Origin of the sequence: Agromyces sp. G08B096 (assembly GCF_040267705.1) — a bacterium.
Lineage (GTDB): Bacteria > Actinomycetota > Actinomycetes > Actinomycetales > Microbacteriaceae > Agromyces.
In genome coordinates, this window is sequence record NZ_CP158374.1 from 639,570 (window position 1) to 661,281 (window position 21,712).

Below are 21,712 nucleotides of genomic sequence, written 5' to 3' on the forward strand. Positions count from 1 at the left end.
CCATGACCGTCGAGCGGATGCTGCGGGATGCCGCGCCTGCGGCCCTCGCGATCCTCGTGCGCCGCACTGGCGACTTCGAGGGCAGTGAGGATGCCATGCAGGAGGCGCTCCTCGCGGCATCCGCTCGATGGCGGAGGGAGCCGCCGGAGCATCCCATCGGCTGGCTCGTAACGGTCGCGCATCGCCGGTACGTCGAGCAGGTCCGCGGCGACATCGCTCGCAGGCAGCGGGAGGCGCTCGTCGCCACCCGGGAACCGGCCGGGGCGGCGGCCTCGCACATCGACGACTCGCTGGCGCTGCTCGTGCTGTGCGCGCATCCGGCCGTCGCGCGGCCGTCGCAGGTCGCGCTCACCCTCCGGGCGGTCGGCGGACTCACGACCGCCGAGATCGCCCGCGCGCTGCTCGTGCCGGAAGCCACAGTCGGTCAGCGCATCTCCCGGGCGAAGGCGCGCATCCGGGCCGCGGGTGCGACGTTCGCACCGCCGTCGGACGACGAGCTGGAGACCCGCATCGCCACCGTCTGCACCGTGCTCTCGGTGATCTACACCGAGGGGCACACCGCGAGCTCCGGCCAGTCGCTGCTGCGGGTCGAACTGTCGAGCGAGGCGATCCGCCTCGCCCGGATGCTGCAGGATGCCGCGCCCGCGACGGCGCCGTGGCGGGCCGAGGTCGACGGGCTGCTCGCCCTGATGCTCCTCACCGAGGCGCGCCGGCCCGCGCGGCTGCGGCCCGTCGGGCGGGCGCCTGCCGGGCCGTCGCCGACGGGGGAGGACCTGGCGCCTTCGGCGCCGCTCGAGCTCGTCCCGCTCGCCGAGCAGGACCGCTCGATGTGGGATCGCGACCTCATCGACGAGGGGGTCGCGCTCGTGACCCGGGCGCTCGCCGAGGGCGGCCGGCCCGGCCCGTTCCAGCTGCAGGCGGCCATCGCCGCCGTGCACGACGAAGCTCCCTCGACCGAGGCGACCGACTGGGCCGAGATCCTCGAGCTGTACGACCTCCTCAGGCGACTCGGCCCCGGCCCGGTCGTCGAGCTCGGGCGGGTGGTCGCGGTCGCGATGGTGCACGGCCCCGAGGCGGGCCTGGCCGAGCTCGAGTCGGTCGCGCTCGAGCCCGCGCTTGCGGGACACTTCCGGGTGTTCGCCGTCCGCGGGCATCTGCTGGAGCTCGCCGGGCGGCCGCACGCGGCTCGCGTCGAGTTCGAGCATGCCGCCGCCCGGGCGCTGAACGCCGCCGAGCGGCACTATCTCGAGGCCAAGGCGGCCGCGCTCGCCGGCTGAGCCGCCGCCCTAGCTTCGCTGCGCGGAGCGGAGGGCCGGCGGATGCGCCGTCGCCGGAGCTACTCGGTCGACTCGGGCGCGTCCGCGTCGTCGCGGGTGCCGTCGGAGGACTCGTCGGGAGTGCGGAGGGCCTCGTTGTCGGAGAGTCCGAGGTCGAGGTCGCCCGACGAGGACTCGGCTCCGGGAGCAGCCGCGTCGCGCGCGACATCGCCGTCGCGGTTGCCCGCCGCCTCCGGGTCCTCCTCGGGCTCGAACGTCGTCGGCTCGCCCGCACCCACGCCCACGCCGTCGGGATCGGACGGGATCGTGCCGTCTCCGCCGAGCCCGTCCGACTTGCGCTCGCCGTCTTGACTGGTCTGATCGGTCATGCGCCCACCCTCGCACCGGCCGGCCCGGCCCTCTACGGGCTTGACACGCCCCGATCCCGCCCGCCGTCGCCGCCGCTCCCACCCGCCCATGCTCTTCACCGAGGTGACGCCACGTGCTGCTCTCGCGTCACCTCGCGGGACGGGGAGCGTGTCGGCCGGACGTGCGAGCATGAGGGACATGCCCGCCGAGCCCCGCCCCGCCGACTGGCGCGCCGAGCTCCAGGCCATCGGGGTGAGCCATGCTCGACCGGCGTCTGCATCCCACGAGCGCGCCGAGGGGCGAGGCATCCGTCGTCTCGCGCTGCAGTTCGAACTGCGTCACCGGCGCGACCGCCGCGACGGCGAGTGGCGAGGGCCGCGCGACGAACCGGCGAAGCGGCCGGAGACCGTCGACCGGCTGGCCGTCCGCCCCGTCGCCGAGGGGGCCCGCGGGGCCTGGGTGAAGGCCGGGCTCACCTGGCAGAACATCGCGTACCAGGGGTCGTCGCAGGGGTACGACCCCGAGCAGGCGCGATGGTTCGCGCACTTCGCGCTGCTGAAGGGGCGCAGCCCGAGCGTGTTCACGACCTATGGCTCGGAGTGGATCACCCTCGACGAGTACGAGAGCCCGCTGCTCTGGGCGCTGCTCGCGGATGCGTCCCGGCTCGGCATCGGCCTCGTCGGCAGCCCCGCGACGCCCGTCGTCGCCCTCGCCGGCGAAGCGAACGTCGGGTACGACGCGCGCCTGACCGAGGCGACCCGCGAGCTCGTGCTCGAGCCCGTGGTCGTGTTCGACGGCGAGGCGCGTCCGGTGGCCGGCACCCGGGCGATCGGCGACCACGGCCTGTACCGGTTCGAGTTCGGCCGGGGTGCCGGCCGCCCGGGCGAGCTCCGGCTCGGAGCCGTGCCCGCCGGGATCACCGATGCCCAGCACGCGCTGCTGGAGCGACCGCGCGGCATCCGCGTGCCCGCCCGAGACACGGTGGAATTCCTGCGTGCGGCGTACCCGAGGCTCGCGGCCAGCGTCGCGGTCGTCTCGAGCGACGGCAGCTTCGACCCGCCGCCTTCGGCGCCCGCGACGCTCGTGGCCGATGCCCGGTTCGAGCCGGGCGACGTGCTGCACCTCTCCTGGCGGTGGGAGCACGCCGACGGGCGGGTGACCGCGGTCGAGGCATCCGCCGATGCCCATGACGGAGACGCGCCCGATGACCACGCCGCCGACACCGTCGCGCCCGCCGAGGACCCTGAGCTCGATCCCGAGATCGTCGAGCTCGCCCGCGATGAGCTCGGCGGGCTCCCGATGGAGCCGCTCACGCTGCGTGGCGGCGACGTGGCGTGGTTCTCCGACCGGGTCGTCCCGCGTCTCGAACGCCTCGACCGGGTGCGGGTCGAGATCGCGGGCGACCGGCCCGACTACCGCGAAGCGGGGGTGCCGACCCTCACCGTGACGACGGTGGAGTCGCCGAAGACCGACTGGTTCGACCTCGGGGTCGTCGTCACCGTCGACGGCCGCAAGGTGCCGTTCATGCCGCTGTTCCGCGCGCTCGCGAAGGGGCAGCGCCGTCTGCTGCTCGTCGACAAGACCTACCTCGACCTGAAACAGCCGCTGTTCGAGCCGCTCCGCGATCTCATCGAGGAGGCCGGAACGCTCCGCGAGTGGGAGACGGGCGTGCGGCTGCACCGCAGCCAGGTCGGGCTCTGGGCCGACTTCGAGGACCTCGCCGACCAGGCCGCGCCCGCCGTCGCCTGGCGCGAGACCGTCGCTGGGCTCGCAGGCCACGATGTGGGCGAGCTGCCGCCGCCCGCGGGTCTCGCCGTGGAGCTCCGGCCGTACCAACTCGCCGGGTTCCGCTGGCTCGCGCTGTTGCACCGGTCGGGCCTCGGCGGCATCCTCGCCGACGACATGGGCCTCGGCAAGACCGCGCAGACGCTCGCGCTCATCGCCCACGCGCGCGAGCAGACGGATGCCTCCGCCCCGCCGTTCCTCGTCGTCGCGCCGAGCTCGGTCGCCTCGAACTGGGTCGCCGAGGCGGCCCGCTTCACGCCGGGGCTCCGCGTGGCCACCGTGACGGCGACGGAGGCCGCGAAGCCCGGGCTGCTCGCCGCCGCGGCGGAGGCCGACCTCGTGGTCACGACCTACGCGGTGCTCCGCCTCGACGCCGACCGGTTCGCGGCGCGCGACTGGAGCGGACTCGTGCTCGACGAGGCGCAGTTCGTGAAGAACGCCGCCACCAAGGTGCACGAGTCGGCCCGCGCCGTTCGCGCGCCCTTCCGGCTCGCGCTCACCGGCACCCCCATCGAGAACCACACCGGAGAGCTCTGGGCCATCCTCCGGATCGTCGCGCCCGGGCTCTTCCCGTCCCGCCGCGGCTTCGACGAACGCTACCGCCGCCCCATCGAGGCCGGCCACCGCGAACGGCTCGAGCGCCTGCGGCGACGCATCCGCCCCCTCGTGCTGCGGCGCACCAAGGAGGAGGTCGCCCCCGAGCTGCCGCCGCGGCAGGAGCAGGTGCTCACCGTGGACCTCGCGCCACGGCACCGCCGCCTCTACGACGCCACGCTGCAGCGGGAGCGGAAGAAGCTGCTCGGCCTCGTCGACGACCTCGACCGCCAGTGGCACATCGTCTACCGCTCGCTCACACTGCTGCGGATGCTCGCCCTCGACGCCTCACTCGTCGATCCGGCACACACGGGCATCGCCTCCGCGAAGCTCGACGCCCTGTTCGAGCAGCTCGACGACGTGCTCGCCGAGGGCCACCGCGCGCTCGTGTTCAGCCAGTTCACGAGCTTCCTCGGGCGCGTGCGCGACCGCCTCGACGCCGGCGGTGTGCCCTACGCCTGGCTCGACGGCGCCACTGCACTGAAGCGCCGCGACACCGAGATCGAGCGATTCCGCTCGGGCGAGGCATCCGTCTTCTGCATCAGCCTGAAGGCCGGCGGGTTCGGACTGAACCTCACCGAGGCCGACTACGTCTTCCTCCTCGACCCCTGGTGGAACCCCGCGAGCGAGCAGCAGGCCATCGATCGCGCCCACCGCATCGGGCAGACGAAGCAGGTCATGGTCTACCGGCTCGTCGCCGCCGACACCATCGAAGACAAGGTCATGGCGTTGAAGGCGCGGAAGGCGGAGCTCGTCGCGTCGGTGCTCGCGGCCGGCGAGGGCGACGATGCCGACGGTGCGGCGGTGCCCGCACTCACGGCCGACGAGCTGCGGTCGCTGCTCGGTTGAGCGCGTCGGCCGGCGGCCCGACGGCGTCGCTCAGCCGCCGCGACGCTCCGACCGCGCCCGCGGCTCCTTCAACCCGATGAGCACCCGCGTGCGCCCGCGTTCGACGAGGATCATGACCGAGCCGAGGATCCACAGCGGGAACTGCGTGAGGAACGCGAGGCGGAACGCCTCGAGCGAGTACGTGTCGGGGGAGCCGGCGCCCTGCACGTCCATCGCGACGCCGATGAACAGGATCGCGAGGAGCCCGGCGATGAAGCCGCCGCCGTTCACGATGCCCGTCGCGGTGCTCAGGCGGTGGCTCGGGTTGTAGGTGCGCGCATGGTCGAACGCGATCATCGACGCGGGGCCGCCGGTGCCGAGCGCGAACGCGAGCAGGAAGAGCAGCCAGATCGGCGCGGGTCCGGGCCACAGGATGACCGCGAGCCACACGACCGCCTGGAACGCGACCGTCGGCAGCACGAGCATCATCGAGCGCCGCATCGGGTGCCGGCTCGAGAGCGCGCCGATGACCGGCCCGGCGACCATGCCGAACACGACGAACGCGGTCACCACGAGCGACGCGGTCGCCGGCGCGAGGCCCTCGCCGGCCGTGAGGAACGGGAAGCCCCACAGCATCACGAACGCGGTGCCGGCGAACGGGGTGGTGAAATGCGACCAGAACGCGAGCCGCGTCGCCGGATGCCGCCACGATTCGACGAACCCGACCCGGAGGTCGGCCGCGCTCGTGACGACGCGGATCGCGCCCGTCTCGGTGTCGACGGCGACGTCGGCGGTGCGGCCCGGCGGTCGGTTGCGGATGACCGCGAAGCTCAGCACGGCGAACACGGCGGCGAGCCCGGCGAGGCTGCCGAACGCGATGCTCCAGCTCGTCGCGTGCAGGAGCGCCGCGAGCGGCACGATGGAGATGATCTGGCCCGCCTGGCCGACGATGCCGGTGAGCTGGACCATGATCGGCGCCTTCTGGTCGGGGAACCAGGTGGCGATGAGCCGCAGCACGCTCGGGAAGATCGCCGCGTCGCCGGCGCCGATGAGCACGCGCGCGAGGATGCCGATGCCCACGTCGGAGGCGAACGCCATGACGACCTGGCCGAGCGCCATGAGCACCATGCCGATGGTGATGATCGGGCGCGCGCCGAACCGGTCGAGCAGCAGGCCGACCGGGATCTGCATGCCGCCGTACACGAAGAGCTGGATGACGGCGAAGAGCGACAGGGTCGAGGCATCCGCATCGAATCGCGTCGCGGCGTCGACGCCGACGGCCGACAGCGACGTGCGGTTGGTGACCGAGATGACGTAGCCGGCGACGCCGACCGCCCACACCAGCCAGATGCGCCACGGGCGCGCGGGGGCGAGGGGGATCGAGGTCACGGCCGTTCCAGCCTACGCCTCGGGGTGGGATGCCTCGGGGTGCGTCGCTTCCGCCGAACCGGCGTCGGCCCGAGCCTCGTGCAGGAATCGGAACTCGTGGCGACGCAGGAGCTTCAGCAGAGCGGAGGCCGGGAAGCCGAAGGCGCGGCGGCCGGCCTCGGCGTCGTAGGGCTCGATGCCGTCGACCGGGTGCTCGCGGCCCCGCCAGACGACCGTGCACCGGCCCGCGGCGACGATGTTGCGGTACCAGTTCACCTCGGGCCCGTAGGTGAGCTCGGCGATGAACCCGCCGGGCACGCGGGCGAGGATGAGCGGCGTCTCGTACGTCGCGCCCGACTTGCGGCCGACGTGGCGGACGAGTGCGAAGGGCCCGCGTCCGCGGCGTGCCGCGCGGAGCGTGAGCGGATTCAGCGTGTGCTTCAGCACGGTGAGGAAGGTGCGCTTCACGCGTCCGGCGGTCATGGGGCCAGCATGGCACCGTGAGGCCCCCGGTGACATGCTAGGGTCATACCGACCAGACGGTATGGCAGCGGAGGAGTGGCCGTGCAGCGATTCGAGGGCAGCGTCGCCCTGATCACCGGAGGCAGCCGCGGCATCGGTTTCGCCGTGGCCCGGCGGCTCGTCTCCGAGGGGGCATCCGTCGTCCTCACCGGCCGCAAGGCCGACTCGCTCGACGACGCGGTCGCCGCGCTCGGCGGCCCCGACCACGCCATCGGCATCGCGGGCAAGGCGGACGACCCCGACCACCGCGCCGAGGTGTTCGCCCGCATCGCCGACCGGCACGGCCGCCTCGACCACCTCGTGAACAACGCCGGCATCAACCCCGTCTACGGGTCGCTCGCCGACGTCGACGTCGACGTCGCCGCGGCGCGCAAGATCCTCGACGTCAACGTGCTCGCCGCGCTGGAGTGGACGCGCGACGCCGTCGCCGCCGGCCTCACCCGCTCGGTGGTGAACCTCGCGTCGATCTCGGCGCTCGCCGCGAGCCCCGGCATCGGCCTGTACGGCATCTCCAAGGCGGCGCTGGTGAACCTCACGATGCAGCTCGCCTACGAGCTCGCGCCGGGCATCCGGGTGAACGCGGTCGCGCCCGCCGTGATCAAGACGGCGTTCGCCACCGCGCTCTACGAGGGCCGCGAGGCGGAGGTCGCCGCCGAGTACCCGCTCGCCCGGCTCGGCGTCCCCGACGACGTCGCCGGGCCGGTCGCGTTCCTGCTCTCCGACGACGCCGGGTGGATCACCGGCCACACGCTCCCGATCGACGGCGGCGGGCTGATCCGCCCCGTCGGGTGAAGGATGGATGCATGAAGGACGTCAACGTCGCCGACGAGGTCACCCGCGCAGCGGTCGAGCTCTTCGCCGCCCAGGGATACGCCAACACCAGCGTGCAGCAGATCGTCGAGGCCGCCGGAGTCACCAAAGGCGCGATGTACCACTACTTCGAGTCGAAGGACGATCTGCTCTTCGCCATCTACGACCGCATGCTGTCGCTCCAGAAGTCGCGGCTCGACGAGATCATCGCGCGCGGCGGGCCGACCGACGTCGTCCTCCACGACGTCTGCGTCGACGTCATCGAGACCTCGATCGACTTCCTGCCCGAGGGCACGGTGTTCTTCCGCAGCATGCACATGCTGACGGCGCCCCGCCAGCAGGAGGTCACCCGGCGCCGCCGCGCCTACCATGACGAGTTCTCCGCGCTCATCGAACGCGGTCAGTCCGAGGGGCGCTACCGGACCGACATCCCCCGCCCTGTGCTCATCGCCAACTTCTTCAGCGACGTCCACTACCTCTCGCACTGGTACTCGCCCGAAGGGCCGGAGGACAAGTCCGTCGTCGCCGAGCAGCTCACCGACCTGTTCCTCAGCGGCATCGCGAGCAGCAGCGGCCGGAGCGACGGATGACCCGCCCCGACCGCATGCGCGCCTGGCAGGTCACCCGACCGGGAGAACCCGCCGAGGTGCTCGAGCTCCGCGAGGTTCCCGTGCCCGTGCCCGGACCCGGCGAGGCGCTCGTCCGCACCCGCGCGGTCGCCGTGAACTTCCCCGACGTGCTGCTCGCACGCGGCGAGTACCAGGTGCGGCCCGAGCCGCCGTTCACCATCGGCATCGAACTCGCGGGCGACGTCGTCGAGGTCGGCGACGCGGCTGACCGGCCCGCGGTCGCGGCGCCGGCCGGGGATGCCCCGGCCGCGACCTCCTTCGCCGTCGGCGACCGCGTCGTCGGCTCGCAGATCGGCGTGCTCTCGGAGTACGCGGTGCTGCCCGCCGCCGCCGTGCGCCTCGCCCCCGATTCCCTCGACGACGCGGCCGCGGCCGCCCTCACCATCGCGTACCAGACCGCGTGGTTCGGTCTGCACCGGCGTGCAGCGCTGCAGCCGGGGGAGTGGCTGCTCGTCCACGCCGCCGCCGGCGGGGTCGGCACCGCGGCCGTCCAGCTCGGGACGGCCGCCGGTGCCCGGGTCATCGGTGTCGTCGGGAGCGAGGAGAAGGCGGCGGTCGCTGCCGGCGCCGGCGCCGAGGTCGTCCTCGTGCGGGGCCGCGACGACCTCGTCGATGGGGTGAAGACCGCGACGCGGGGTCACGGCGCAGACGTGGTCTTCGACCCCGTGGGCGGTGACGCGTACGACGCGTCCACGAAGTGCATCGCGTTCGAGGGCCGCATCGTCGTCGTCGGGTTCGCCGCCGGCACCATCCAGCAGGTGCGGGCCAACCACGCGCTCGTGAAGAACTACTCCGTGCTCGGGCTGCACTGGGCGCTCTACCAGCAGCGCCGGCCCGACCTCGTGCAGCTCGCTCACGACGAGCTCGCCCGGCTCGCGGCATCCGGGGCCATCGCGCCCGTCGTCGCCGACGTCGTGTCGTTCGCCGATGCGCCCGCCGCCGTGCAGCGCCTGGCCGGCGGCACGACGACCGGCCGGCTCGTCGTCCGCGTCTCGGACTGACACGGCCGGCGCCGACCCAGGAGGACCCGACATGACCGCACTCGACGGCCGCACCGCCATCGTCACCGGAGCCGCCCGCGGGCTCGGCGAGGCGTACGCGAGGGCGCTCCACGCCGCCGGCGCGAACGTGCTGATCGCCGACGTGCTCGACGACGAAGGCGCGGCGCTCGCCGTCGAGCTCGGCGACCGCGCGCGGTTCCGGCACCTCGACGTCACCGACGAGTCGGCCTGGGCCGACGTCGTCGCGAAGACGCTCGAGGAGTTCGGGTCAGTCGACGTCCTCGTGAACAACGCCGGTATCGCGAACGCGGCACCCATCGAGCACTTCACCCTCGCGAAGTGGGACGCCGTGATCGCGGTGAACCTCACGGGCACGTTCCTCGGCTGCCGAGCCGTCGTGCCCGCCATGAAGGCGGCCGGGCGCGGCTCCATCGTGAACATCTCCTCGGTCGAAGGGCTTCGAGGCAGCCCGTCGCTGCACGGGTACACGGCATCGAAGTTCGGCGTCCGCGGGCTCACGAAGTCGCTGGCGGTCGAGCTCGGGCCGAGCGGCATCCGCGTGAACTCGGTGCATCCCGGCCTCATCCTCACCGACATGACCACCCGGATCGACCCCGACGCCCTGCAGATCCCGCTCGGCCGGCCCGCGCTGCCCGAGGATGTCGCGGGCACCGTCGTCTTCCTCGCGAGCGACGCCTCCGCATACACGACCGGCGGCGAGTTCGTCGTCGACGGCGGCATGACGACCGCGATCGCCCACCGCTGATCGGGTGCCCACCCTCGCTGACCCGCCTCGCCCCGGCGCTGCCGCGGCCGCGAGGTCGCGCGATCGGCGTTTTCACGCGCCCCGGAAGCGCAGTTCGCGGCACTTCGCCGCCGGCAACCGATGGCAGGACCGCGGCCACCGGAGGGTGCGTTCCGCCGGGGGGATGACGGCGTTGCAACATTGACATACCGTCTGGTCGGTTTCTCGGGTAGCATGGCGGCATCCGACACGAAGAGGTGCCGATGCCCAGCTCCGTTCCACCGACGCACACCGCCCCGAGCCTGGCCGACCCGGCCGCTCCGGCGTCGCACGCCACGCCCCGCCTCGAAGTCGACGGCCTCACCGTCACCTTCGGAGGGCTGACCGCGCTCGCCGACGTCGGGTTCCACGTCGACCCCGGCGAGACGGTCGCCCTGATCGGCCCGAACGGCGCGGGCAAGACGACCGTCTTCAACGCCGTGTGCGGCCTCGTCCGCCCGACGGCCGGGTCCGTCCGCATCGACGGCCGGCCCGCGCCGGCGTCACCGACCGGCCTGCTCGGCCGCGGCGTCGCGCGAACGCTGCAAGGGCTCGGCCTCGTCGACGGGATGACCCCCCTCGAGCACCTGCTCGTCCCGCTCGGCCCGCCGTCGGCGGCGAACGTCGCGCTCGCCCTCGCGGAGCTCGACGCCCACGGGCTCCGGGAACGCGCGTCGACGCCGGTGGGGGCGCTGCCCTATCCCGACCGGAAGCGCGTGGCGCTCGCTCGCGCGCTCGTCAGCCGGCCTTCGCTGCTGCTGCTCGACGAGCCGGCCGGTGGTCTCGGCGCCGAGGACATCGACCGGCTCGCCGCCACGGTTCGCGAGGTCGCGGGAAGCGGGGCATCCGTGCTGCTCGTCGAGCACCACGTCGACTTCGTCATGGGGCTCGCCGATCGCGTGGTGGTGCTCGACTTCGGCCGGGTCATCGCGACGGGAACCCCCGCCGTGGTCCAGGCGGATCCCCGCGTCGAAGAGGCCTACCTCGGCGTGAAGGCGGCCTCATGAGCACGCGAGCCGAAGCCGGGTCCCACGTCCGAGCCGCACCGGCCGGCACCGCCGGCGGCACGCTCGCCGTCGACCGCCTCGCCGCGGGCTACGGCGGCGAGCCGGTGCTGCACGAGGTCTCGTTCGAGATCGCGCCGGGCTCCATCATCGCGCTGCTCGGCGCGAATGGCGCCGGCAAGACGACGCTGCTCCGCACGGTCGCGGGGCTCGTGCCCGTGGCATCCGGGTCGGTGCGTCTCGACGACGCCGATCTCGCAGGGGTCCGCGTCGAAGACCGCGCCCGTCGTGGACTCGCGCAGGTGCCCGAGGGGCGGAGCGTCGTCGCCGAGCTCACGGTCGAGGAGAATCTGCTGCTCGGCGCCCTGCACCGCCACCGGGGCTCGGCCAGGAACGCGGCCGTGGCACGCATCCTCGAGCTGTTCGAGCCGCTCGCGCGGCGGCGTGCCAGCGCCGGGCACGAGCTCTCGGGCGGTGAGCGCCAGATGCTCGCGCTCGGCCGCGCGCTCATCGCCGAGCCGCGGGTGCTGATGCTCGACGAACCCTCGCTCGGCCTGGCGCCGCTCGTGGTGGCCCAGCTCATGGGCGTGCTGCGCGACACCGCCGCCCGCACCGGCCTCACGGTGCTGCTCGCCGAGCAGAACGTGACGAGTGCGCTCTCGATCGCCGATCGCGGCATCGTCCTCTCCCTCGGCCGGGTCGTCGCGGACGCTCCCGCCGCCGAACTCGCCTCCGACGCCGCCCTCCGGCACGCCTACCTGGGATTCTGAATGGACCGACTCCTCTTCCTCCTCGCCACCGGGCTCGCGCGCGGCGCCATCTTCGCCCTGTTCGCCCTGTCGCTGGTGCTCATCTGGCGCGCCGCGCGGATCGTGAACTTCGCGCAGGGTGCCATGGCCGTGGTGGCGGTCTACGTCGCGTTCGCGGTCACGGGACTCACGGGCTCGTACTGGGCCGGGCTCGCGAGCGCGCTCGTCGCGGGCGCCGCGATCGGCTTCGCCGTGGAGCGCGGCGTGATGCGCTTCGCCCCGCAGGGCTCGCCGCTGTCGGGCGTCATCATCGCCATCGGTCTCGTGATGGTGCTGCAGTCCGCGCTCGGCATCGCGTTCGGCGCCCAGGTGCGTCCCATGCAGGTGCCGTTCGACGAGCGCCCGATCGAGATCGCCGGCGTGCCCGTGCTCTCGCCGTACGACCTGTTCGTGCTGACCGTCGCGGTGGCCGTCATGGCGGGGCTCGCCCTGCTGTTCGCGCGCACCTCGCTCGGTCTGCAGCTGCGGGCGTCGGCCTTCGCGCCCGAGGTGTCGCGGCTCCTCGGCGTCCGGGTGTCGCGGATGCTCACCGTCGGCTGGATGCTGTCGGCGGCGGTCGCCGCCCTCGCGGCCCTGCTGCTCGTGCCGACCGAGCTCGGGCTGAGTCCGCACTCCACCGACGTGCTGTTCGTGTACGCCTTCACCGTCGCGGTGGTCGGCGGCCTCGACTCGCCGCCGGGGGCCTTGGTCGGCGGGCTCATCGTGGGCGTGGTGATGAGTCTCGTCACGGGATACCTCGGCGCGACGGTGGCGCCGATCGCCGTGCTCGTGCTCCTCGTCGTCGTGCTGCTCGTCCGGCCCGGCGGCATCTTCTCCGCGAGGCAGGTGCGTCAGGCATGAGCGAGACCACGACACGGGCCGAGACGACGCCCGCTGAGGCCACGACACCGGGAGAGGCGGCGCGCGCATCGCCGCGGATGCCTCGCCCCCTGCGTACCCTGCGCCCCCCGGGGACCCCGCGCCTCCTGCCGCGCCTGACCGGTCTGCCGCGGCTGCTCGTCGTGGCGGCGTCCCTCACCGTGCTCGCGGTGGCGGGCACGTTCCTGCTCGACCCGTACCGCAACTACCAGCTCGCGCTCGTCGCGGCGACCTTCTGCGCCACGGGTGGGCTGACCCTGCTCATCGGGTTGAGCGGCCAGCTCTCGCTCGGCCACGCCGCGCTCATGGCCACCGGCGGCTACGGCTACGCACTGACGGCGAACGCGCTCACCGAGGCGGGCGTCGACGGGGTGGCGAGGTTCGTCGTCTCGCTGTTCGCCGCGATCGCCGCCGCGGCGCTGCTCGGGCTGCTGCTCGGTCTCGCGGGTGCCCGGCTCTCCGGCCCGTACCTCGCGGGCGTCACGCTCGCCCTCGTGATCGCCCTGCCGGCCGTCACGAGCGTCTTCGGCGGGGTGTTCCGGGGCGATCAGGGCGTGCAGATCGCGTACGACGGCGTGCCGCCCGCGCTCCGCGCCCTCATCGCGGTCGAGCAGTGGCAGGCGTGGGTGTCGATCCTCGTCACCGCGGTCGTGATCACCTGGCTCGTGGCCATCCGGCGCGGACGGCTCGGCTTGCGGATGCGCGCGGTGCACGGCGACGAGACCGCCGCGAGGCTCGCGGGCGTGCGTTCCGGACGGGTCAAGGTGGCCGCGTTCACGGTGAGCGCCGTGTCGGCCGGCGCCGGCGGAGCCGTCCTCTGCTTCGTCACCCAGTCGGTGAGCCCGGGCGCGTACACACTCGCCTTCTCGCTGCTGCTCGTCGTGGCGGTCGTCGTCGGCGGGCTCGGCAGCATCGGCGGCGCAGCCGTCGGCGCGGTCGTCGTCGTCCTCCTGCCGTGGCTCATCGGCACCGGCATCGACGCGGTCGACTTGCCGAGCGAGGTCGAGCAGCGCCTCTCGGGCAACCTCGCCGTCCTCGTCTTCGGCGGCCTGCTCATCCTCGTCACGGCCGTCTGGCCGGGCGGCCTCGCGGGCGCGCTCCGGCGGCGGCGCATCCGTTCCTCGCACCCGGCCGCCCCACCTGCGCTCCATCCCATCCCCACCGAACCAGAGAGGTGACCCATGTCACAGCACCCCGCACCGCACCGCCGCATCGTCGCGGCGGCCGCCGCCTCGGCGACCCTGCTCGCGCTCGCCGCGTGCAGCACGCCGGGCGCCGCCGAGTCCACACCCGGCGTCACCGATGAGACCGTGACGGTCGGCACTCACCAGCCGCTCACGGGCCCTGCCGCCGCTGGGTACTCCTCGATCTCGGCGGCGACGAAGGCGTACTTCGACTACGTCAACGACCAGGGCGGCATCAACGGCCGCACCATCGAGTACGTCGTGAAGGACGACGGGTACAACCCGGCGACAACGCAGACCGTCGTCCGCGAACTCGTGCAGGAGGACGAGGTCTTCGCCATCCTGAACGGGCTCGGAACCCCCACGCACACCGCCGTGCTCGACTACCTGAACCAGAACGAGGTGCCCGACCTGTTCGTCGCCTCGGGTTCGACGAGCTGGAACCAGCCCGAGGAGTACCCGTACACCTTCGCGTTCAACGCCGACTACGTCGTCGAGGGCGCCGCGCTGGCCCAGTACGCCGCCGACGAGCGGCCCGACGCGACCGTGTGCCTCCTCGGCCAGGACGACGACTTCGGCGACGAGGTGGTCGAGGGCGCCGAACTCGTGCTCGGCACGGGCGGGCTCGCCGAGGTGCAGCGCTACTCCGTGTCGAATCAGGACGTGACGGCCCAGATCGGGGCGATGCAGGCCGCCGGCTGCGAGGTGAACCTGCTCGCGACGGTGAACGGCTTCACCGCGCTCGCCGTGGGCACGGCCGCGAAGCTCGGCTACTTCCCCGCCTGGTACTCCTCGTCGTCGGGCGGCGACTACCCGACGCTCGTCGGCTTCCTCGGCGAGGATCTCGCGCCGAAGCTGCTGCAGGGCTTCATCTCGACGAACTACCTGCCCTTCAGCCCCGATGGGGAGTGGACGGCGCTGTTCCGGCAGATCAACGACGAGTACAACGACGGCGCCCCGTTCGACGGCAACACCGTCTACGGCATGAGCGTCGGGTACCTCTTCGCGGAGGCGCTCGCTCGGGCCGGCGACGACCCGACGCGGGAGAGCCTGCTCGACGCGGTCTCCTCGGGGGAGCTCGTCGGCAACGGCATCCTGCCCCTCGCCTTCGGCGAGGACAGCCACGCGGCGTACCTCGGGGTCGGCATCACCACCGTCGATCAGGGCGTGCAGGACTTCGTCGGCACGACCTACGCCCTGGAAGGCGGCGACGTCGTCACCGTCGAGGCCGAGCCGGTGCCGCTCGAGAACGAGGGCGTGCCGGCGCCGTAGCCGACGGCAGAGACGACGGATGCCCCGGGCCGAGCGCCCGGGGCATCCGTTCGTCTGCGGGGGTCAGCGGGCGACGGCCGCGAACTGCTCCACGAGCGCGCGCTTCAGCACTTTGCCGCTCGCTCCGACCGGCAGCTGGTCGACGACGTGCACCACCCGCGGATACTTGTAGGCCGCGATGCGGTCGCGCGCGAATGCGATGAGCTCCTCGGCGTCGAGCGTGTGGCCCTCCTTCGCGATGACGGCCGCGTGCACCTCCTGGCCGTGGACATCGTCGGCGAGGCCGAAGACGGCCGAGATCGCGACATCCGGGTGCCGGGCGAGCACCGCCTCGACCTCGGAGGGGTACACGTTGTAGCCGTTCCGGACGATCATGTCCTTCTTCCGGTCGACGATGGTGAGCACGCCGTCGACGAAGGTGCCGAGGTCGCCGGTGCGGAACCAGCCGTCGACGACGGCCTGCTCCGAGGCGTCGGGACGGCCGAGGTAGCCCTTGAAGAGGTTGTGACCGCGGACGACGATCTCGCCGAGCGGCGGCTCGCCGCGCTCCTCGCCGCCTTCTGTCGCGCCGGCCGTTGCACCGGCCGCCGCGCCGGCTGTTGCGCCGACCTCGAGCAGCTCGATGCGGCCCTCGACCTCGGGGTCGGCGATCGCGACGTCGACGCCCCACAGCGGCCGGCCGACGGTGCCCGGGCGGATGGGCTCGTGCAGCGTGTTCGACGACACGGTCGGGGCGGTTTCCGTGAGCCCGTACCCTTCGTGCACGTCGGCCCCGTACGTCGCCTTGAAGGCCTCGAGCACGGCCACGGGCAGCGCGGCACCGCCCGAGACCGCGAATCGGAGCGGCGGCCGGGCGTCGGTGCGTGCCGCCGCCTCGATCATGCCGACGAACATGGTGGGGACGGCCGTGAACGCGGTCGCCTGGTGCTCGAGCAGCAGGTCGAGCGCCTGCGCCGGGTCGAACTTCGGCAGCAGGATGATCGCCGCGCCGACCCGGAACGCCATGTTCATGACGGCCATCTGCCCGAACGCGTGGAAGAGCGGCAGACCGCCGAAGACCACGTCGTCGGCGCGCAGGTCGAACGAGTCGATGAGCGAGCAGTGCACCTGCTCCACGGCGGCGAGGTGACTGCCGACCGCGCCCTTCGGGAAGCCGGTCGTGCCGCTCGTGTACAGCACGGTCGCGGCATCCGTGGGGCGCACGGCGACGTGGCGTTCGATCGGGACGGCGACGGATGCCTCGTCCTCGAGCCGCGGCAGGTCGGGCCCGCCCGCCTCGACGGGCGGCGCGAGCACGGTGACGAGCGGCACGCCCGCGGCCGCGGCCGCCGGGACAGCCTCGCCGAGGAGCGGAGCCGCGACGACGACGAGGTCGGCGCCCGAGTCGCGCAGCACGTACTCGATCTCCTCCGACTTGAAGAGCAGGTGGACGGGCACCGCGACGGCCCCGAGCGAGATCGTCGCGTAGAACACGCGGGCGAAGTCGGGCACATTCGGCACGATGAGGGCGACCCGGGAACCGCGGCCGATGCCGCGCGTGCGGAGGGCGCCGGCGTAGGCGCGGGTCTGCGCCCAGAGCTCGCCGTACGTGGTCGTCGTGCCCATGAAGAGCAGGGCGCGGCGGTCGGGATGCCGGGTCGCGGTCTCGGCCAGGCAGCTCGCGAGGGAGAGCGTGCCGAAGCCGTCGCCGTCGATCGCGGGGTCGGGGTGGTGGGTCATGTGCTGGGTCCTTTCATCGTCGTCGATGGAGGCGGGGTGGATCGGGTGGTCCCGCTCAGCGGGCGAACTCGGCTTTGCCGAGCGCGTTCAGGTGCACCTCGTCGGGGCCGTCGGCGAGGCGGAGGGCGCGGGCGCCGGCGAACATCTCGGCGATCGGCTGGTCGGCCGAGAGGCCGGCGGCCCCGAACACCTGGATGGCCCGGTCGAGGATGCGCTGCACGGCGCGGGGCACGGCGATCTTGATGGCCTGGATCTCGGTCATCGCCTGCCGGTTGCCCACGGTGTCCATGAGCCACGCCGTCTTCAGCACGAGCAGGCGCAGCGCCTCGAGCTCGATGCGCGACTCCGCGACCCATTCCCGGACGACGCCCTGCTCGGCGAGGGACCGGCCGAATGCGTGCCGGGCGACCCCGCGCTCGCGCACGAGGGCAAGGGCGCGTTCGGCCATGCCCAGAGCGCGCATGCAGTGGTGGATGCGTCCCGGCCCGAGCCGGGCCTGCGCCATCGCGAATCCCTCGCCCTCGCCCCCGAGCAGGTTCGCGGCGGGCACGCGCACGTCGTGGAAGACGATCTCCGCGTGTCCGCCGTGATCGCGGTCGTCGTAGCCGAACACCGTCAGTGGGCGGACGATCTCGACGCCCTCGGCGTCGCGCGGAACGAGCACCATGGACTGCTGACGATGGCGCGGGGCATCCGGGTCGGTGCGGCCCATCACGATCAGCAGCCGGGCATCGGGGTTCATCGCGCCGGTCGACCACCACTTGCGACCGGTGATCACGAGGTCGTCGCCGTCGCGGCGGATCCGCGTCGCGATGTTCGTCGCGTCGGAGGACGCGACATCGGGCTCGGTCATGCAGAACGCCGAGCGGATGCGGGCGTCGAGCAGCGGCCCGAGCCACTCCTCGCGCTGCGCCGGGGTGCCGAAGTCGTTCAGCAGCTCCATGTTGCCCGTGTCGGGCGCGGCGCAGTTGCACGCGACGGGCGCGAGCCGCGGGCTCCAGCCGGTGGCCTCGGCGATCGGCGCGTACTGCAGGTTCGTGAGTCCGGCGCCGCGCTCGCCCGGGAGGAACAGGTTCCACAGCCCGCGCTCGCGCGCCTCCGCGCGGAGCTCGTCGACGATCGGGCGGAACGACCATTCGCCGGGGCTCGCGGCGAGCTGGGCGTCGAGCACCGGCTCGGCGGGGAGCACGCGGTCGTCGAGGAACGCCCGGACCTCGGCGAGGAGGGTCTCGGTGCGTGCGTCGGGGGCGAAGTCCATCAGCGCCTCCCGACCGCGGCGCGGGCGAGGCCTTCTGCGGCGAGCGGCTCGACGAGGCCGCCGATGCGGTCGAAGCCCTCGCCGACGGTCTCGCCCGAGCGGAAGCGGAAGTGGATGCCCTCGAGGATCACCGCGAGCTTGTACGCCGCGAAGGCCCGGTACCACGACAGGTCGGGCACCCCGATGCCGGCCCGCGCCGCGTACGCGTCGACGAGCTCGTCGAACTCGGCGTAGCCGGCGTCGAGGTCGACCGAGCTGTGCGCGATCGCGCCGGCGTCGCCCGGGAGGTCGCCGATGCTCCAGTAGAGGCCGAGCAGGCCGAGGTCGACGAGCGGATCGCCGAGGGTGGCCATCTCCCAGTCGAGGATCGCCGAGATCCGCGGAGTGTCGCCTGCCCCGTCGACGAGCGCGTTGTCGAGCCGGTAGTCGCCGTGCACGATCGTGGTGCGGCTCGTCTCGGGCATGCCGTCGGCGAGGCGGGCGCCGAGCTCGTCGAGTGCGGGCAGCTCGCGCGAGCGCGAGGCGTCGAGCTGACGGCGCCAGGTCGCGACCTGTCTGGCGAGGTAGCCGTCGCCGCGGCCGAAGTCGGCGAGGCCGACCGGCTCGGGGTCGATGGCGTGCAGGTCGGCGAGCACGGTCGCGAGCTCGAGGCTCAGGGCGCGGAGGCCCCCGGCGGTGAACTCGCGGTTCTGCGCGCGGTCGCCGAGCACCCGTCCCGTGACGCGTTCCATGAGGAAGAACGGGGTGCCGGTGACGAGCGCGTCGGCCGTGTCGTCGACGACGTCGATCGCGTCGGGCACGGGCACGTCGGTGGCCGCGAGCGCGGAGATGACGCGGTGCTCGCGGAACATGTCGTGGGCGCTCCGCAGGACGTGCCCGAGCGGCGGTCGGCGGAGCACGAGAGGCCGTGTGGCGCCGTCGACGGCGTAGGTCAGGTTGCTGCGGCCGCCCGCGATGAGGCGGGCCTCGAGCGGCCCGCGGGCGAGCGAGGGATGCCTCGCCGCGAGCCAGTTCGTGAGCCCCGCGGGATGGAGTCCTGGGGTCCGGGTCATCCTCGACCGCCCTTCCGCGACATCGCCGGTGGTGCCGCACCGAGTGGGCGGCCTCGCCAGCATACCGCGCGGTCGGTATGTAGCGCGACCGCCGGTCGGGCTTCGCGCGACTCAGTGTGGCTCAGCGCGAGTGCGCGGCGTCGAGCGCGGCGCGGATGCGCCCCGGCACGGACGTGGGCCGGCGGGTCGAGGCATCCACGAACACGTGCACGAACTCGCCCGTCGCGATCGGCTCGTCGCCGCCCTCGCGCAGGATCGCGAGTCGCCAGGTGAGGCTCGTCGTGCCGAGCCGGCCGACGGCGATGCCGACCTCGAGGGGTTCGGGGAACGCCGCGGGCGCGAGGAAGTCGCAGCGCGAGGCGACGCAGAGGGCGATCTCCTCGCCCTGCGGGTCGAGCCCGGCGTTCCGGATCATCCACGCGTTCACGGCGGTGTCCATCGCCTGGTAGTAGACCGTGTTGTTGAGGTGGCCGTACTGGTCGTTATCGTTCCACCGCGTCTGGAACGGTTCGCGCGCGAGGAAGCGGGCGCCGTCCGCCGGATCCGTCGTCTCGGTCGTCTCCGTCGTCTCGGCCATCAGTCGGCCCGGAGGAGGAGCCGGAAGGCGACCCTGGCGCGTTCGGTGCTGGGCGGGTCGCCGGCGATGAGGTCGGCGTAGGTGAATGATTCCGACACTCGGACGAGGAGGTAGGCGAGGGCGTCGGGGTCGATGGCGCCGCCGAGCGGCTCGTCGCCGAGGTCGCGCCGCACGAGCCAGGCCGCGGTCGCGACGTAGCGGCGCTGGATCTCGCTCTCCTTGGTGGTGAGCAGCCGCAGGGCCCTGGCGGGCTCGCGGCGGAGGAACTGGCGGAAGTAGTCGGCCTGGATGAGGTCGTCGACGAAGTGGGTGAGCACGGCGGCCACGCGCTCGGCGCCTTCGAGCCCGCCGTCGTCGGCGGCGTGCTCGGCCTGCACGAGGGTCGGCACCGCGAGCGACCACAGCACCTCGGAGAGCAGCGCGTCGCGGTTGCCGACCCAGCGGAACAGCGAGGTGCGGTCGACCCCGAGCGAGGTCGCGAGCGCGCCCATGTCGATGCGGCGCCCGGCGATGAACGTCTCGCGGGCGAGGCGGAACGCCCGGTCGGCGTCGGGGTGGGTGCGCAGGCGCTCGGAGAGCCAGGAGGGTGCGGCGTCGAGCCCGACGGCGGCGATGGGCTGGTCGCCGGCGGGGTGGTCGGCGCGAGCGGCGGCTGCGGTGGACATGCGGGAATGCTACCGGCCGCGGATGCCACCACGTGCAACATTCTCGAAAATGTTGCATACTCGTCTCGATCACCGACGATCGGAGAAGCGATGACGCTCACCACGACCGAACCGGGCACCGTGCCCGGCCGCGCGCCAGAGACGGACGGCCCACCCGCCGACCTGCTCGACGCCGATTTCTACGCGTTCCAGCAGCAGCTCACCCCCCACGAGCAGGCCGCCGTCCGGCGGATTCGCGCATTCCTCGAGGCGGAGGTCGGCCCGTACGCCGACGAGCTGTGGGAGCGGGCCGAGAGCCCGAGGCACCTGATCCCGCAGCTGGCCGAGCTCGGCCTCTTCAGCGCGGCATTCCCCGGCCTGCGGGAGTTCGAGAACAGCTGCGTGTACCGCGGCTGGATCGCGCTCGAGATCGCGCGCGTCGACCCCTCGACGGCCACGTTCATCGGCGTGCACTCCGGGCTCGCGATGAACGCCATCCACGTCGGCGGCTCCGACGAGCAGCGGGAGGAATGGCTGCCCCAGATGGCTCGCGGCGAGCTCATCGGCGCATTCGGCCTCACCGAGCCCGGCCACGGCTCCGACACCGCACGCGGGCTCGAGACCACCGCGACCCGCCGCACCGCCGCCGACGGAAGCGACGAGTGGGTGCTCCAGGGCGCCAAGCGCTGGATCGGCAACGCCACCTTCGCCGACGTCGTCGTCATCTGGGCGCGCGACACCGCCGACGACCAGGTGAAGGGGTTCCTCGTGCGCACCCCGACGGCCGGATTCACCGCCACCAAAATCGAGCGCAAGCAGTCGCTGCGCGGCGTCGAGAACGCCGACATCGTGCTCGATGGCGTCGTCGTGCCCGAGCGCGACCGGCTGCAGGAGATCCACGGCTTCCGTGACGTCGCCGTCGTGCTCCGGCTCACCCGCGCCGAGGTCGCCTGGCAGGCGATCGGCGTCGCCGTCGGCGCCTACGAGGCTGCGCTCGCCTACGCGAAGGAGCGCGTGCAGTTCGGAAAGCCCATCGCCTCGTTCCAGCTCGTGCAGGAGAAGCTCGCCAACGCGCTGTCGAACATCACGGCCTCGATCGCCCTGTGCATGCGCGTGTCCGCGATGCAGGACGAGGGCGAGCAGCGCGACCACCACTCCGCGATGGCCAAGGCGTTCGTCACGGCCCGCATGCGCGAGACGGTGGGCTGGTGCCGCGAGATCCTCGGCGGCAACGGCATCCAGCTCGACCACGGCGTCGCGAGGTACTTCGCCGACGCCGAGGCGGTCTACACCTTCGAGGGCACCTACGACATGAACACCCTGATCGTCGGGCGCGCGATCACCGGCATCGCCGCGTTCCACTGACCCGCGCCCGCGAACCGAGAGGAT

20 protein-coding genes are annotated in these 21,712 nt (G+C 73.1%); 12 read left to right on the plus strand and 8 right to left on the minus strand.

What is annotated here, in order from left to right; genetic code table 11:
- Window positions 1-2: 2 nt before the first annotated feature.
- Entirely contained in the window at window positions 3-1,277 is a 1,275-nt protein-coding gene (locus ABIQ69_RS03115; RefSeq protein ID WP_350348946.1) for a DUF6596 domain-containing protein, read from the plus strand.
- 59 nt (window positions 1,278-1,336) lie between these two features.
- Here the strand turns inward: ABIQ69_RS03115 and ABIQ69_RS03120 are convergent, their stop codons facing one another.
- Window positions 1,337-1,645, minus strand: a complete 309-nt coding sequence (locus ABIQ69_RS03120) for a hypothetical protein (RefSeq protein ID WP_350348947.1) — start codon at window positions 1,643-1,645, stop codon at window positions 1,337-1,339.
- A 178-nt stretch (window positions 1,646-1,823) separates the two neighbouring features.
- Between ABIQ69_RS03120 and ABIQ69_RS03125 the strand changes: the two genes are divergently transcribed.
- A complete protein-coding gene (locus ABIQ69_RS03125; RefSeq protein WP_350348948.1) occupies window positions 1,824-4,853 on the plus strand; it encodes a DEAD/DEAH box helicase in 3,030 nt (1,009 codons plus the stop codon).
- A 30-nt stretch (window positions 4,854-4,883) separates the two neighbouring features.
- Here ABIQ69_RS03125 and ABIQ69_RS03130 read toward each other — a convergent pair whose 3' ends face one another.
- On the minus strand, window positions 4,884-6,221 hold the full coding sequence (locus tag ABIQ69_RS03130; RefSeq protein WP_350348949.1) for an MFS transporter: 1,338 nt from the start codon (window positions 6,219-6,221) through the stop codon (window positions 4,884-4,886).
- A 12-nt stretch (window positions 6,222-6,233) separates the two neighbouring features.
- Entirely contained in the window at window positions 6,234-6,683 is a 450-nt protein-coding gene (locus tag ABIQ69_RS03135; protein ID WP_350348950.1) for a nitroreductase family deazaflavin-dependent oxidoreductase, read from the minus strand.
- A gap of 75 nt (window positions 6,684-6,758) precedes the next feature.
- On the opposite strand from ABIQ69_RS03135, the gene ABIQ69_RS03140 reads away from it, so the two are divergent.
- The 9 genes from ABIQ69_RS03140 (at window position 6,759) to ABIQ69_RS03180 (ending at window position 15,073) form a co-directional block, all read left to right on the plus strand.
- Window positions 6,759-7,514, plus strand: coding sequence for an SDR family oxidoreductase (locus tag ABIQ69_RS03140; protein ID WP_350348951.1), 756 nt, complete (start codon window positions 6,759-6,761; stop codon window positions 7,512-7,514).
- A gap of 11 nt (window positions 7,515-7,525) precedes the next feature.
- Complete coding sequence (locus ABIQ69_RS03145) at window positions 7,526-8,122, plus strand: TetR/AcrR family transcriptional regulator (protein WP_350348952.1); 597 nt, start codon at window positions 7,526-7,528, stop codon at window positions 8,120-8,122.
- Window positions 8,119-9,162: an NADPH:quinone oxidoreductase family protein gene (locus tag ABIQ69_RS03150; protein WP_350348953.1), complete on the plus strand. Its 1,044-nt coding sequence runs from the start codon at window positions 8,119-8,121 to the stop codon at window positions 9,160-9,162. The genes ABIQ69_RS03145 and ABIQ69_RS03150 overlap by 4 nt, the downstream gene beginning before the upstream one ends.
- Window positions 9,163-9,193: 31 nt before the next feature.
- Window positions 9,194-9,928: a glucose 1-dehydrogenase gene (locus ABIQ69_RS03155; RefSeq protein WP_350348954.1), complete on the plus strand. Its 735-nt coding sequence runs from the start codon at window positions 9,194-9,196 to the stop codon at window positions 9,926-9,928.
- 242 nt (window positions 9,929-10,170) lie between these two features.
- Window positions 10,171-10,953: an ABC transporter ATP-binding protein gene (locus tag ABIQ69_RS03160; protein WP_350348955.1), complete on the plus strand. Its 783-nt coding sequence runs from the start codon at window positions 10,171-10,173 to the stop codon at window positions 10,951-10,953.
- Window positions 10,950-11,720, plus strand: a complete 771-nt coding sequence (locus ABIQ69_RS03165) for an ABC transporter ATP-binding protein (RefSeq protein WP_350348956.1) — start codon at window positions 10,950-10,952, stop codon at window positions 11,718-11,720. Before ABIQ69_RS03160 ends, ABIQ69_RS03165 begins: the two co-directional genes overlap by 4 nt.
- Entirely contained in the window at window positions 11,721-12,599 is an 879-nt protein-coding gene (locus ABIQ69_RS03170; RefSeq protein ID WP_350348957.1) for a branched-chain amino acid ABC transporter permease, read from the plus strand.
- A complete protein-coding gene (locus ABIQ69_RS03175) occupies window positions 12,596-13,795 on the plus strand; it encodes a branched-chain amino acid ABC transporter permease (RefSeq protein WP_350348958.1) in 1,200 nt (399 codons plus the stop codon). Before ABIQ69_RS03170 ends, ABIQ69_RS03175 begins: the two co-directional genes overlap by 4 nt.
- A gap of 3 nt (window positions 13,796-13,798) precedes the next feature.
- The gene (locus tag ABIQ69_RS03180) at window positions 13,799-15,073 is read left to right on the plus strand and encodes an ABC transporter substrate-binding protein (protein WP_350348959.1); all 1,275 of its coding nucleotides are present in this window, start codon (window positions 13,799-13,801) and stop codon (window positions 15,071-15,073) included.
- A 63-nt stretch (window positions 15,074-15,136) separates the two neighbouring features.
- Here ABIQ69_RS03180 and ABIQ69_RS03185 read toward each other — a convergent pair whose 3' ends face one another.
- The 5 genes from ABIQ69_RS03185 to ABIQ69_RS03205 form a co-directional block, all read right to left on the minus strand.
- A complete protein-coding gene (locus ABIQ69_RS03185) occupies window positions 15,137-16,792 on the minus strand; it encodes an AMP-binding protein (protein ID WP_350348960.1) in 1,656 nt (551 codons plus the stop codon).
- A gap of 55 nt (window positions 16,793-16,847) precedes the next feature.
- A complete protein-coding gene (locus tag ABIQ69_RS03190; protein WP_350348961.1) occupies window positions 16,848-18,050 on the minus strand; it encodes an acyl-CoA dehydrogenase family protein in 1,203 nt (400 codons plus the stop codon).
- Window positions 18,050-19,102: a phosphotransferase family protein gene (locus ABIQ69_RS03195; RefSeq protein WP_350348962.1), complete on the minus strand. Its 1,053-nt coding sequence runs from the start codon at window positions 19,100-19,102 to the stop codon at window positions 18,050-18,052. The genes ABIQ69_RS03190 and ABIQ69_RS03195 overlap by 1 nt, the downstream gene beginning before the upstream one ends.
- A gap of 121 nt (window positions 19,103-19,223) precedes the next feature.
- The gene (locus tag ABIQ69_RS03200) at window positions 19,224-19,679 is read right to left on the minus strand and encodes a thioesterase family protein (RefSeq protein WP_350348963.1); all 456 of its coding nucleotides are present in this window, start codon (window positions 19,677-19,679) and stop codon (window positions 19,224-19,226) included.
- Window positions 19,679-20,344 carry a QsdR family transcriptional regulator gene (locus tag ABIQ69_RS03205; RefSeq protein ID WP_350348964.1) on the minus strand — a complete coding sequence of 222 codons (666 nt, stop codon included), beginning with the start codon at window positions 20,342-20,344 and terminating at the stop codon, window positions 19,679-19,681. Before ABIQ69_RS03205 ends, ABIQ69_RS03200 begins: the two co-directional genes overlap by 1 nt.
- Before the next feature lie 90 nt (window positions 20,345-20,434).
- Here ABIQ69_RS03205 and ABIQ69_RS03210 point away from each other — a divergent pair, with 90 nt between their 5' ends.
- Window positions 20,435-21,688, plus strand: a complete 1,254-nt coding sequence (locus tag ABIQ69_RS03210; RefSeq protein ID WP_350348965.1) for an acyl-CoA dehydrogenase family protein — start codon at window positions 20,435-20,437, stop codon at window positions 21,686-21,688.
- Window positions 21,689-21,712: the final 24 nt, after the last annotated feature.